A 12,859-nucleotide genomic window follows, 5' to 3' on the forward strand; every position below is an offset into this window, starting at 1 on the left:
AGAATCGCTGTCAGTCTTTGTGCGCCGGCGCCATCGCCGCGGCCAACGTCGCTTCCCGATTGGCCAGCACGCGCTCGACGGTGTCCACCACCGCCTGCGTTTGCGGATCGATCTCGATGTTCACCTTGTCGCCGAGGCGTTTCTTACCCAGCGTGGTGCGATCCAGCGTTTCCGGGATCAGGTGCACGCAGAAACGGTTATTCACCACTTCACCGATGGTCAGGCTAATGCCGTCGATGCCGATGAAACCTTTGTGCAGCACATATTTCATCAATTCCGCATTCGGCATGCGCAGCCATACCTGGCGGTTATTTTCCGAGGTATAAATTTTGGCCACTTCCGCCGTGCAGATAATATGGCCGGACATCAAATGACCGCCAATTTCATCATTGAATTTCGCCGCGCGCTCGATATTGACGATGTCGCCCAGCGCCAGATCGCCGAGGTTGGTCAGGCGCAGCGTTTCCTTGATCAAATCAAAGCTGACGCGGTTGCCTTCTACCGCGGTGACGGTCAGGCAGCAGCCGTTATGCGCCACCGACGCGCCCAGCTCCAGCCCCGGCAGCAGCTCGGCAGGCATTTCGATCACGTGGGTGCGGAAATTGGGTTTCTCATCAATGGCGACCAACGGCGCGGTGCCTTGTACGATACCGGTGAACATATGTGCCTCTTCTTGCTAAATAGGTTAAAACGCTACCGGCAGTTTGCCCCAGTTGGCGCTGAAAACCAAATCCGCGACGGCAAAAAACGAATGGCTGCGCATTTAATAACTCTTTATCTGCGGCGTTTGCTTAACGGCGCCGAGCAGGTACAATCTTTTTGACAAAATTCCGCTATTTTAATTGTTGTCCTCTCGCGGCAGCCCTCCCTCCCACATATATAAATAGAAAAGGTGTATGCGTGCAGAAGTACTTAATTGAAGCGCGTAGTTTATTGGCTCTCGCTATCCCGGTCATCATCGCGCAAATATCGCAAACCGCCATGGGCGTGGTGGATACCATCATGGCCGGCGCTTACAGCGCCACCGACATGGCAGCGGTGGCGGTCGGCACCTCGATCTGGCTGCCGGCCATTTTGTTCGGCCACGGCCTGCTGCTGGCGCTGACCCCGGTGATCGCCCAGCTCAACGGCGCCGGCCGTCGTGATCGCATCGCCCATCAGGTACGTCAGGGCTTCTGGCTGGCCTCCGGCGTGTCCGTGCTGTTGATCGTCGTGCTGTATAACTGCAAGTTCGTCATCGACATGATGCACAACATCGATCCGCAGTTGGCGGATAAAGCCGTCGGTTATCTGCACGCCATCATGTGGGGGGCGCCGGGTTACCTGTTCTTCCAGGTGATGCGCAACCAGTGTGAAGGGCTGTCCAAAACCAAGCCCGGCATGGTGATCGGCTTCCTCGGCCTGCTGGTGAATATCCCGATCAACTACATCTTTATCTACGGCAAGTTCGGCATGCCGGAGTTGGGTGGCGTCGGCTGCGGCGTCGCCACCGGCAGCGTCTACTGGATCATGTTCCTGATGATGCGCTGGTACGTGAAGCGCGCGCCGTCGCAGCGCGACATCAAGCGACAGGCAGGCGATCTCGGCAGCCCGGACTGGGCGGCGCTGAAGCGCCTGATCGGCATCGGCATGCCGGTGGCGCTGGCGCTGTTCTTCGAAGTCACGCTGTTCGCGGTGGTGGCGCTGCTGGTTTCGCCGCTCGGGATCGTCGCGGTCGCCGGCCACCAGATCGCGCTTAACTTCAGCGCGCTGATGTTTGTGCTGCCGCTGTCGCTGGGCGTCGGCGCCACCATCCGCGTCGGTTATCGTCTGGGGGAAGGTTCGGTCGAAGGCGCGCGCGTCGCCGCTTACTCCGCCATCGGCGTCGGTATCACCATGGCCGTTTGCACCGCGCTGTTTACCGCCACTTTCCGCGAACCGATCGCCCTGCTGTACAACGACAGCCCGGCGGTGGTGGCGATGGCCTCGCAGTTGATGCTGCTGGCGGCGCTGTACCAGATCTCGGATTCGGTCCAGGTGATCGGCAGCGGCGTGCTGCGCGGTTATAAAGATACCCGCGCGATCTTCTTCATCACCTTTATCGCTTATTGGGTGTTGGGCCTACCGAGCGGCTATCTGCTGGCGTTAACCGATGCGGTGGTGCCGGCGATGGGGCCAAGCGGTTTCTGGATCGGCTTTATCATCGGCCTGACCTTCGCCGCCATCATGATGGCGCTGCGCATGCGCTGGCTGCAGAAACAGCCGACCGCCGTCATTCTGCAGCGATCCACGCGCTGAACCCGCGCCCGGCCGGTTTCCTCCCCGGCCGGGTCGCGGTTTGCGGAAAAAAACGCCGGACTGCGCACAACCTCAGCAATCGCGTGAAATACCGAATAAAATTGCGCTTTTCCCCTTGCCAGCACGCAGGTAGCTCGTTAATATTCGTCCCCGCTGTCAGCCATGACAGACAGGAAAAGATGCGTCCGTAGCTCAGTTGGTTAGAGCACCACCTTGACATGGTGGGGGTCGGTGGTTCGAGTCCACTCGGACGCACCAAATTCCAGAAGCAGTACAGTGCGTCCGTAGCTCAGTTGGTTAGAGCACCACCTTGACATGGTGGGGGTCGGTGGTTCGAGTCCACTCGGACGCACCAAATTTCAGAAGCAGCGCAGTGCGTCCGTAGCTCAGTTGGTTAGAGCACCACCTTGACATGGTGGGGGTCGGTGGTTCGAGTCCACTCGGACGCACCATATTGCTGATTCATCTATTCCCCTATCGCGTTATACTTCCCGTTGTTTCGTCTCTGCCCGACCGTTCGATTTTTCATGTCGATTGCGCCGAACTACCGCCATCAGCCATCAGGAACGCCACATGACCACCTTCACCGCCAAAACCGCCTTTTTACCGCTCGACAATGGCCTTGCCCGCCGTGAAGGCGTGATGAGCGACGGTTCGCCGGCGGCGGAAGTGCGTTTCGAGGCCGGCGCCTTCGGCCAACTGCAAAAGCCCGCGCACGCGCGGCAAACCCGGGTGATATCCGGCGAATTCGAGTTCACCCTCGGCGGCGACACCCGGATAGTACGTGCCGGCGAGAGCCTGACCCTGCCGGCCAACGTCGCCAGCGGCTGCTTCTGCCTGAGCGCTGGCGTGCTGCTGGAAATCCCGCAAACGCGCTAAGCCATATTTACAGCAAGGTTATTTGCGCAACAAGCGGTGCGCAACGCGTTGCATTTGCGCCACATTTGCCCCCGTTTTGACATATCCGCCACACCGCCGCGGTTTTTTATTTTGTTTCCCGCCGCTTAGCCTTTATAATGCGCAACGTCTATCAGTTGAATGGTTTCAGCCCTTGATCTGCGAAAACGCAATAACAACACGATGTGATCTCACCCCGTTGCGCAGCATCTCCGCGCCCCCGCGCGGGCTGAATTTTTCCGCCCCACTTCAACTGTCGTCACCTATCCTTAACTATGTTTTTCACCACCAGGCACGGCTCAAATTCCCTATCGGCGTAAACAACGCCGGTCAAATTCGTTTTTTTATCCATCACAACTTGTAGAAAACTCCGCCATGAAAAAGACCAAAATTGTTTGTACCATCGGTCCAAAAACCGAATCGGAAGAAATGCTGACCAACCTGCTTAATGCGGGCATGAACGTGATGCGTCTCAACTTCTCTCACGGCGACTATGAAGAGCACGGCAACCGCATCAAGAACATGCGCGCCGTGATGGCGAAAACCGGTATCAACGCCGGCATCCTGCTGGATACCAAAGGCCCGGAAATTCGCACCATGAAACTGGAAGGCGGTAAAGACGCCTCGCTGGTCGCCGGCCAAACCTTCACCTTCACCACCGACCAGAGCGTGATCGGCAACAGCGATCGCGTAGCGGTCACCTACGCCGGCTTCGCCGCCGACCTGAAGATCGGCAACACCGTGCTGGTTGACGACGGCCTGATCGGCATGGAAGTCACCAACGTGACCGAGAACGAAGTCATTTGCAAGGTGCTGAACAACGGCGACCTGGGCGAGAACAAGGGCGTCAACCTGCCGGGCGTGTCCATCCAACTGCCTGCGCTGGCCGAAAAAGACAAACGCGACCTGATCTTCGGCTGCGAGCAAGGCGTCGACTTCGTGGCGGCATCCTTCATCCGCAAACGCTCCGATGTGCTGGAGATCCGCGAGCACCTGAAAGCCCACGGCGGCGAGCAGATCCAGATCATCTCCAAGATCGAAAACCAGGAAGGCCTGAACAATTTCGACGAAATCCTCGAAGCGTCCGATGGCATCATGGTTGCCCGTGGCGATCTGGGCGTCGAGATCCCGGTAGAAGAAGTGATCTTCGCCCAGAAGATGATGATCGAGAAATGCAACCGCGCGCGTAAAGTGGTCATCACCGCCACCCAGATGCTCGATTCCATGATCAAAAACCCGCGCCCTACCCGCGCGGAAGCCGGCGACGTCGCCAACGCCATCCTGGACGGCACCGATGCCGTCATGCTGTCCGGCGAGAGCGCCAAGGGCAAATACCCGCTGGAAGCGGTCAACATCATGGCAACCATCTGCGAGCGCACCGATCGCGTGATGCCTAGCCGCATCGACTCCCTGAACGATCGCCGCAAGCTGCGCATCACCGAAGCGGTGTGCCGCGGCGCGGTTGAAACCGCCGAGAAACTGGACGCGCCGCTGATCGTGGTCGCCACCAGCGGCGGTAAATCGGCGAAATCCGTGCGTAAATACTTCCCGAACGCGGTGATCCTGGCGCTGACCACCAATGAAACTACCGCGCATCAGCTGGTGCTGAGCAAAGGCGTCATTCCGCAGATGGTCAAGGAAATCGCCTCTACCGACGACTTCTACCGCATCGGTAAAGAAGCCGCCCTAGCCAGCGGCCTGGCGCAGAAAGGCGACGTCGTGGTGATGGTTTCCGGCGCGCTGGTGCCAAGCGGCACCACCAACACGGCCTCGGTACACGTGCTGTAATATAAAACGTGACATAATTGTCTTGATCAAAACGCCGCTTTGCGGCGTTTTTTTTATCAGCAGTAAACTATTTTTCTCAAAACGCAACCGCGATCCGCTCATTATTTAGCTAATAAAGAATCGGAGTAGTCCCATGGAAGCCGGCTGTTTTCCCTCGTTTTTTTAACTAATTTGTAAAACCAGATGCAAGTTTGAGCGAACGATCAAAATAAAGCACCTCAACACTAAAAAATTATTCTCTTTCGAAAAAAGTTTGTGTAATACTTGTAACGCTACATGGAGATTAACTCAATCTAGAGGGTGTTATAATGAATCGTACTAAACTGGTACTGGGCGCGGTAATCCTGGGTTCCACTCTGCTGGCTGGCTGCTCTAGCAACGCTAAAATCGATCAACTGTCTTCTGACGTTCAGACTCTGAACGCTAAAGTTGATCAGCTGAGCAACGACGTGAACGCAATGCGTTCTGACGTTCAAGCTGCTAAAGACGACGCAGCACGCGCTAACCAGCGTCTGGACAACCAAGCTCACGCTTACAAAAAGTAAGATAGCTTTGGTTATTGAAAACGGCGCACATTGTGCGCCGTTTTTTTTTGTCTGTCCGTCAGCACTGGATGTTGCCTGCACGGCAGGCAAAAAAAAGAGGTTCAGCACGCTGAACCCCTCTTCGACCGCTCAATCCTGCAAACTTAGTTCACCGAACTGATTGGCGCTGCCTTGAATGGGCTCTTATTCGCCGCAGGAGCCGCTGCAGGCGTCAAACTCACCGCCGACGGGCTCTCCCCTACGTTGACCAGCACCGGCATGCCAGAACGGCGTACAACCGCGCTATCGAATACGGCGCGATCGGTTTGCCCATCGGCCGCAAAGGCTTTCTCCGCTTTAGACAACGCGATCGGCATGGTCTGCGGATCATCACTTTCTACCCGCGACAGCGGCTGGTGCACTTCCACATAGCGTTTGCCGTCCGGCTCGACGGAAATCTTCACCGGATCGTTGATCACTTGCACCCGCGTGCCGCGCGGCACCATGTTGAACAGCGCCTCGATGTCCGTCGGACGCAGACGAATGCAGCCGGAGCTGACGCGCATGCCGATACCGAAGTTGGCGTTGGTGCCGTGGATCAGGTATTCACCGCGCCCCATCGCCAGACGCAGGGCGAACAGCCCCATCGGGTTTTCAGGGCCGGCCGGCACCACCGCAGGCAACGTCACGCCCTGGGATTGATAGCGCTTGCGGATGTTGGCGGTGGGCGTCCAGGTCGGATTAGGGATCTTCTGGCTGATGGAGGTCACCTCCAGCGGCGTGTGCATCCCGGTCTGGCCGATGCCGATCGGATAGACGATCACTTTGTTCTCGCCTTTCGGGTAGTAATAAAGGCGCAGCTCGGCCAGGTTGACGATGATCCCTTCACGCTTGGTGTCAGGCAGCAGCATTTGGGTCGGAATGGTCAGCACCGTACCCGGCTTGGGCAGGAACGGGTCAGTGCCAGGGTTGGCTTCCAGCATGCCCAGCAGACCGATCTTGTAGTCAGCGGCGATGGCTTCCAGCGGGCGGCCGTCGTTTGGCACGGTATAAGTGGTGTTTTCGCCGATCAGACGGCTGTCCGGCGGCGGCAGCGGGTACTCGGTCGCACTGGCGGCCTGCGTGCCGGCCAATACGGTGGCGAAGACCATGCCCATTAAACTCAACGCACGTTTCATTATCATCCCTATATTTTTTATGACGGTTCGCCCACAAGGCTAACGAGCGCCTGGTGGTGGGTAAATCAGACAATACCTGATTAATACTAGCAACGCTGGTATCAAAGGCAATAAGTCCTCTAAAAATCAACACGTTATAACGTAATCGCCGTCATTGATTGTCAACGAAACGTCAACAGATAAGCTGCTGAAATATCACTGAATTGGGCGCGTTGTTCGGGGGAAAACCGTGAATTGTAAAGACTCATTGACAAAGCGAAGATATCAATGAGTCTTGAGGATGAGGGCGTTATAGGTCAGGCCAGCTGCGCCGCTTTACTGCGAATGGCGCGGATCATCGCCTCCAGCCCCTGTGAGCGCGAAGGCGTCAGATGTTGGCTGAGCGCCAGCTCGGTGAAAAACGGCCGCACATCGAGATCGACGATCTGCTGCGGCGTCAATTGACGATAAAGAATGAACACCACCGCCAGCAGCCCTTTGACGATCGCCGCGTCGCTGTCGCCGTGAAACTCGACCTGCCCCTGCTCATCGCGGCGCATCACGATCCACACCTGGCTCTGACAGCCGGAGATCAGGTTGCCGGCCTGCCGCTCGGCCTCGTCCAGCGGCGGCAATTTGGCGCCGAGTTCAATCACGTACAGGTATTTCTCCTCCCAGTTCAGACAGCGGGAGAAATTACGCACCAATTTATCTTTGTCCGGCAAATTCGCCATGGGGATCCTTTTGTACGCCGGGGACGCGCCCCGGCCTAGCCTAATAGCTGATGAATGCGTTGCAGCCCGGCCACCAGCCGGTCCACCTCTTCGCGGGTATTATATAACGCCAGCGAAGCGCGGCACATGCTCGGCACCTGATAAAACGCCATCAGCGGCATCGCGCAGTGATGGCCGGTGCGAATGGCGATACCGTACTGATCGAGGAAGCTGCCGACGTCATAGGCGTGGTGTTCCCCCAAATTAAAGGCGATCACCCCAGCGCGATGCGCCGGACCATAGATTTTCAGCGTTGGCACCTGCTTGAGCGCCTCGAGCGCGTAATGCATCAGCGACTGTTCATAATCGTGGATCGCATTCAGGCTCAAAGCTTCGACGTAATCAAACGCCGCGCCCAACCCCATGATGCCGGCGGTGTTCGGCGAACCGGCCTCGAAGCGCCACGGCGGATCGGCGAAGGTGGTGCCCGCCGTCAGGCTGACCTGCCGGATCATCGAGCCGCCCCCTTCCCACGGCGGCATCTGCTGCAACAACGCCTGGCGGCCATACAGCATGCCGATGCCGGAAGGGCCATACAGCTTATGGCCGGAAAACACGTAGAAATCGCAGTCCAGCGCCTGGACATCGACGCGCTGGTGCATCACCGCCTGCGCGCCGTCCACCAGCACCGTCAGATCCGGCGCCAGGGTTCTGGCGCGGGCGATGATGTCGCGCACCGGGTTGACGGTGCCCAGCACGTTGGAGACCTCGGTCAGCGCCAGCAGTTTGCAGGACGCGTCGACCAGTTCCGGCAACCGCGCCAGATCCAGCGTGCCGTCCGGCTGCAGCGGCCACACCCGCAGCTGCAACCCACGCTCTTGCGCCAGCATCTGCCACGGCACGATGTTGGCGTGGTGCTCCATCTCGGTGATGAGAATTGCATCGCCCGGCTGCAGCAGGTGGCGGCCAAAGCTGTTGGCCACCAGGTTGATGCCTTCGGTGGTGCCCTTGACGAACACCATCTCTTCCGCCGAGGCGGCATTGATAAAGCGCGCCGCCTGTTCCCGCACCGCTTCCATCTGCTGAGTCGCCTCGGCGCTCAGGGTGTGGATGCCGCGATGCACCGCCGCATAACCGTGGCGGTAGAACCCCAGCTCACGGTCGATCACCGCCTGCGGTTTCTGCGCGCTGGCGGCGCTGTCGAGATAGGCCAGCGGTTGGCCGTTCACCTCACGCGCCAACAGCGGGAAATCGCCGCGTACGCGTTCAATCGGATAACTCATGCAGCCTCCCCCGGCAGGCGCTGGGCGATGCGAGCCAGCACCCGTTCCCGGATGGTGTCGTTGGCGATGCCTTCGGTCAGCTCGGCGGCGAAGGCGAAGATGATCATCTGCTGCGCCGCGTGCTTGTCGATGCCACGCGACTGCAGATAGAACAGCTGCTCTTCATCGATGCGCCCCACGGTGGCGCCGTGGCTGCACTTGACGTCGTCTGCGTAGATCTCCAGCTGCGGCTTGGTATCCACTTCTGCCACCTTGCCCAACAGCAGGTTATGGTTGGTCATCTGGCCGTCGGTTTTGATCGCGTGCTTGGCCACTTTGATCATGCCGTTGAACACCGCCTTGCCGCGATCGCTGACCACGGTTTTATGCAGCTGCCGGCTTTCGCAATAGCCCTTGTTGTGCTCCAGATAGGTGCGGGTGTCGCAAATCTCTTTGCCCACCGGCAGCACCAGGCTGTTGATCACCAGATTCGCGCCTTCGCCGTTCAACTGCGCGCTGGTGTTGTGCCGCGTCAGGCCGGCGCCCAGCAGGAAGCTGTCGCTTTTCACCCGCGCGTCGCGGCCGATAACCAGATCGTTGTGGGCAAAGTGGTAGCTTGGCTGGCTCTCAAACGCCAGCTTGCAGTGCAACAGCCCGGCGTTGTCCGCCACATTGGCGGTCAGGCGCGCGCCGGTGAAGTGTGCGGCCTCGCCCAGGCTGACGTAGTGTTCGATCACTTCCGCCTCAGCCCCGCGCCCGATCTCCAGATGATGGCGGTGATGCACGGTGTTCACTTCCCCGGCTGCGCCGCGTCCGCTGCTGATGTGCAGCAGATACAGCGGGCGTGCAGGGATCTTGCCGGCCGGCAAGCGAATCAGGCTGGTTTCCTGCGCCAGGCTTTCGGTCAGGTGCAGAAAAATCTCCGGCTGGATCGGATCCGGCAACGCCTGAGGCGTGCCATAGGCGGTCAACTCGAACTGGTAATCGCCCAAGTCGCCATCGCTCAGCGCGGCGCTGTAGCGGCCGTCGATAAACACCAACCGACAGGCATCGATGCCGAGCGCCAGCGCATCGAGCTGCTCTGCGCTCACCGGGGCGGGCTGCGGTTCGAGGAATTGCTGCTCCAGCAGGCTCTCCAGCGGCGTGTATTTCCAGTTTTCATGCTTGCGCGTCGGCCAGCCGAGGCGCAGCGCCTGCTGCCAGTGCGCCAGCGCATGCGGCGAACGCTCGCCGCCGCGGCCTTCGAACAGGCGATACAGCTGCTGCAGCGCGTTTGAATTACTGTTGGTCGGTAAGCCAGCCATAGCCCTGCTCCTCCAACTGTTTCACCAGCGAGAAATCACCGGATTTGACGATGCGCCCCTGCGACAGTACGTGTACGTAATCCGGCTGGATATAGTCCAGAATGCGCTGGTAGTGGGTGACGATGATAAAGGCGCGCTTGCCGTCCCGTAGCGAGTTGACACCGTTGGCGACGATCTTGAGCGCATCGATGTCCAGGCCGGAGTCGGTTTCATCGAGAATGCACAGATCCGGTTCCAGCGCCGCCATCTGCAGAATGTCGTTGCGTTTTTTCTCGCCGCCGGAGAAGCCGACGTTGACCGAACGGGTCAACAGATCGGCCGGCATGTCCAGCAGCGCGATTTTCTCTTCGATGAAATCGGCGAAGTCAAAGCGATCCAGTGGCTCCTGTTCGCGGTATTTGCGCACCGCGTTGACCGATGTCTGCAGGAAGAAGTGGTTGCTGACGCCGGGGATCTCCACCGGGTACTGGAAGGCCAGAAACACGCCCTCGCCCGCGCGATCTTCCGGATCCAGCTCCAGCAGATCCTTGCCTTTGAAGGTGACTTCCCCTTCGGTCACTTCATATTCTTCACGCCCGGCCAACGTGGCGGACAGCGTGCTCTTGCCCGAGCCGTTCGGCCCCATGATGGCGTGCACTTCGCCCGGTTTGATCTCCAGATCCAATCCCTTGAGGATCTCGTTGCCTTCCACGCTGACTTTCAAATTCTTGATGCTTAACATGCTGTGTCCTCAGATAGCGCCGACGGCGCTAAAAATGCGGCGATTAACCCACGCTGTGTTCCAGGCTGATGGCCAGAAGTTTTTGCGCCTCGACGGCGAACTCCAGCGGCAGCTCGGAGAAAACGTCCTTGCAGAAACCGTTGACGATCATCGAAATGGCGTCATCCTCGCTGATGCCGCGCTGCAGGCAGTAGAACAGCTGGTCATCGCCGATCTTCGAGGTGGTGGCTTCGTGCTCCAGCTGCGCGCTGTTGTTGCGCGCTTCAACGTAAGGGAACGTGTGGGCGCCGCTGTCCGGCCCGATCAGCATCGAGTCGCACTGGGTAAAATTACGGGCGTTTTCCGCCCCCGGCAGGATTTTCACCAGGCCGCGATAGGTGTTCTCGCTGTGGCCGGCGGAGATGCCTTTGGCGATGATGGTCGACTTGGTGTTTTTGCCGATGTGGATCATCTTGGTGCCGGTATCCGCCTGCTGATGGCCGCTGGTCAGCGCCACCGAGAAGAATTCGCCGATCGAGTTGTCGCCCTGCAAAATCACGCTCGGGTATTTCCAGGTGATGGCCGAGCCGGTTTCCGACTGGGTCCAGGACATTTTCGAACCGGCGCCTTCGCACAGCGCGCGCTTGGTGACAAAGTTGAGGATACCGCCCTTGCTCTCGCCGCCGGAGAACCAGTTCTGCACCGTCGAGTATTTCACTTCGGCGTCTTTATGCAGGATCACTTCCACCACCGCCGCGTGCAGCTGGTAGCTGTCGCGCACCGGGGCGGAACAGCCTTCGATATAGCTGACGTAGCTGCCTTCGTCGGCGATCAGGATGGTGCGCTCGAACTGGCCGGTTTTGGCGGCGTTGATGCGGAAATAGGTCGACAGCTCCATCGGACAGCGCACGCCTTTCGGCACATAGACGAAGGTGCCGTCGGAGGCCACCGCGGCGTTCAGCGCAGCGAAGAAGTTATCGTTGGACGGCACTACGCGCCCCAGGTACTGACGCACCAGATCCGGGTATTCCTGGATCGCTTCGCCGAACGAGCAGAAGATCACCCCGCTCTCCGCCAGTTTTTCACGGTAGGTGGTGGCGACCGAGACCGAGTCGAAGATGGCGTCCACCGCCACCTCGCTGCCCTCGCGCACCGGTACGCCGAGCTGGTTGAACGCCAGCTCCACTTCGCTGGTCAGGTAATCTTTTTCCGTCGCCGCGCCCGGTTGCTGCTCGGCGCCGGGTTGCGAACCGCAAGCATCGTCGCAGCTGCCGCAGGACGGCGCCGAATAGTAACTGTAGTCCTGGTAGTTCAGACGTTCGTAATTGGCCTTCAGCCAGTGCGGCTCCTCCATCTGCAGCCAGGCGCGGTAGGCCTCGAGGCGGAATTCCAGCATCCACTCGGGTTCGTTGCGCTTGGCCGAGATGGCGCGCACCACCTCTTCGTTGATGCCTTTGGCCAACTCATCGGTTGCCAGCTGGGTGAAGAAACCTTCTTTGTAGCGACCTTCGCTGACCCAAGCCTGCACTTCATTAGGCATTTCTACATTGCTTCGTGTCATGTTGATTGCATCGCTCAAACGCCAAAGCTCTCGCCGCACCCGCAGGCATGCTGAGCTTTAGGGTTGTTGAATTTGAATATCTGATTCAGCCCTTCGCGGACGTAATCTACCGTGGTGCCATCGATGAACGGCATGGCCTTCAGCGGCACGTAGAGTTTGGCGCCGTCGCGCTCAAACAGCAGATCGTCATCGGCGGGTTCGCGGGTCAGATCCAGCACATAGGCAAAGCCGGCGCAGCCGGATTGTTTCACCCCTAGCTGCAGCCCTTTCACCTGCGGATCCTGCTGCATCAGTTTGGTTATTTGTCGTACGGCGCTGTCGCTGAGCGAAATGCCTTGCCAGACATTTTCATCCAGAGAAAAAGTGCCGACATTTTCCGTTTGCATAGGGTCTACCTCACACTCGTGTTTGGCCACAGCCAATCTGGGTTGCTTATATGTTAGTGATAACGATTATCACTTCAACCGTTTGTTTTGCGGGGGTATCCGCCGCGAGCGCGGTTTTTCGCTGCGGCGTGCGGCAAGCCAGCGGGACATCCGTGGCGGCTTGCGGCGTCTGGCGGCAAGGTGTACATGCTATCCCTATGAATTTGTTCTTTATCCTGCATCACCGTACCGCACTCCCCGGTGGCCCGTCAGCGTTACAGCGCCGCGGTGCATTGCCGATCTAAACATTC

12 protein-coding genes and 3 tRNA genes are annotated in these 12,859 nt (G+C 58.8%); 7 read left to right on the forward strand and 8 right to left on the reverse strand.

Annotated features, from left to right (window positions below):
• Nucleotides 1-10: 10 nt before the first annotated feature.
• Entirely contained in the window at nucleotides 11-661 is a 651-nt protein-coding gene (locus tag ACJ8KE_RS07190; RefSeq protein ID WP_016927930.1) for a riboflavin synthase, read from the reverse strand.
• Between the two features lie 239 nt (nucleotides 662-900).
• On the opposite strand from ACJ8KE_RS07190, the gene ACJ8KE_RS07195 reads away from it, so the two are divergent.
• The 7 genes from ACJ8KE_RS07195 to ACJ8KE_RS07225 all read left to right on the forward strand — a co-directional run bounded on the left by ACJ8KE_RS07195 (nucleotide 901) and on the right by ACJ8KE_RS07225 (nucleotide 5,507).
• Nucleotides 901-2,277: an MATE family efflux transporter gene (locus ACJ8KE_RS07195; protein WP_028128174.1), complete on the forward strand. Its 1,377-nt coding sequence runs from the start codon at nucleotides 901-903 to the stop codon at nucleotides 2,275-2,277.
• A 181-nt stretch (nucleotides 2,278-2,458) separates the two neighbouring features.
• Nucleotides 2,459-2,535, forward strand: a tRNA-Val gene (locus ACJ8KE_RS07200).
• 20 nt (nucleotides 2,536-2,555) lie between these two features.
• Nucleotides 2,556-2,632: transfer RNA gene (locus ACJ8KE_RS07205), tRNA-Val, on the forward strand.
• 20 nt (nucleotides 2,633-2,652) lie between these two features.
• Nucleotides 2,653-2,729, forward strand: a tRNA-Val gene (locus ACJ8KE_RS07210).
• A 121-nt stretch (nucleotides 2,730-2,850) separates the two neighbouring features.
• The gene (locus tag ACJ8KE_RS07215) at nucleotides 2,851-3,156 is read left to right on the forward strand and encodes a hypothetical protein (protein ID WP_016927932.1); all 306 of its coding nucleotides are present in this window, start codon (nucleotides 2,851-2,853) and stop codon (nucleotides 3,154-3,156) included.
• Nucleotides 3,157-3,549: 393 nt separating this feature from the next.
• Nucleotides 3,550-4,962: a pyruvate kinase PykF gene (gene pykF / locus ACJ8KE_RS07220; protein ID WP_016927933.1), complete on the forward strand. Its 1,413-nt coding sequence runs from the start codon at nucleotides 3,550-3,552 to the stop codon at nucleotides 4,960-4,962.
• A 308-nt stretch (nucleotides 4,963-5,270) separates the two neighbouring features.
• Entirely contained in the window at nucleotides 5,271-5,507 is a 237-nt protein-coding gene (locus ACJ8KE_RS07225) for a major outer membrane lipoprotein (RefSeq protein WP_004931354.1), read from the forward strand.
• 143 nt (nucleotides 5,508-5,650) lie between these two features.
• Here ACJ8KE_RS07225 and ACJ8KE_RS07230 read toward each other — a convergent pair whose 3' ends face one another.
• The 7 genes from ACJ8KE_RS07230 to sufA all read right to left on the reverse strand — a co-directional run bounded on the left by ACJ8KE_RS07230 (nucleotide 5,651) and on the right by sufA (nucleotide 12,569).
• Nucleotides 5,651-6,664, reverse strand: a complete 1,014-nt coding sequence (locus ACJ8KE_RS07230) for a L,D-transpeptidase family protein (protein WP_004931356.1) — start codon at nucleotides 6,662-6,664, stop codon at nucleotides 5,651-5,653.
• 296 nt (nucleotides 6,665-6,960) lie between these two features.
• The gene (sufE, locus tag ACJ8KE_RS07235) at nucleotides 6,961-7,377 is read right to left on the reverse strand and encodes a cysteine desulfuration protein SufE (protein ID WP_004931358.1); all 417 of its coding nucleotides are present in this window, start codon (nucleotides 7,375-7,377) and stop codon (nucleotides 6,961-6,963) included.
• Nucleotides 7,378-7,412: 35 nt separating this feature from the next.
• Nucleotides 7,413-8,639 (reverse strand): cysteine desulfurase SufS, encoded by a 1,227-nt coding sequence (gene sufS, locus ACJ8KE_RS07240; protein ID WP_049300242.1) that lies wholly within the window; start codon nucleotides 8,637-8,639, stop codon nucleotides 7,413-7,415.
• Nucleotides 8,636-9,922, reverse strand: a complete 1,287-nt coding sequence (sufD, locus tag ACJ8KE_RS07245) for a Fe-S cluster assembly protein SufD (protein WP_442517186.1) — start codon at nucleotides 9,920-9,922, stop codon at nucleotides 8,636-8,638. The genes sufS and sufD overlap by 4 nt, the downstream gene beginning before the upstream one ends.
• Entirely contained in the window at nucleotides 9,897-10,643 is a 747-nt protein-coding gene (gene sufC, locus ACJ8KE_RS07250) for a Fe-S cluster assembly ATPase SufC (RefSeq protein ID WP_016927936.1), read from the reverse strand. Before sufC ends, sufD begins: the two co-directional genes overlap by 26 nt.
• A 43-nt stretch (nucleotides 10,644-10,686) precedes the next feature.
• The gene (gene sufB, locus ACJ8KE_RS07255; protein WP_025302644.1) at nucleotides 10,687-12,183 is read right to left on the reverse strand and encodes a Fe-S cluster assembly protein SufB; all 1,497 of its coding nucleotides are present in this window, start codon (nucleotides 12,181-12,183) and stop codon (nucleotides 10,687-10,689) included.
• Between the two features lie 14 nt (nucleotides 12,184-12,197).
• Nucleotides 12,198-12,569 carry a Fe-S cluster assembly scaffold SufA gene (gene sufA / locus ACJ8KE_RS07260; protein WP_004931368.1) on the reverse strand — a complete coding sequence of 124 codons (372 nt, stop codon included), beginning with the start codon at nucleotides 12,567-12,569 and terminating at the stop codon, nucleotides 12,198-12,200.
• Nucleotides 12,570-12,859 lie beyond the last annotated feature (290 nt).

This window comes from Serratia sp. CY56464 (genome assembly GCF_052168435.1).
GTDB lineage: Bacteria > Pseudomonadota > Gammaproteobacteria > Enterobacterales > Enterobacteriaceae > Serratia > Serratia marcescens.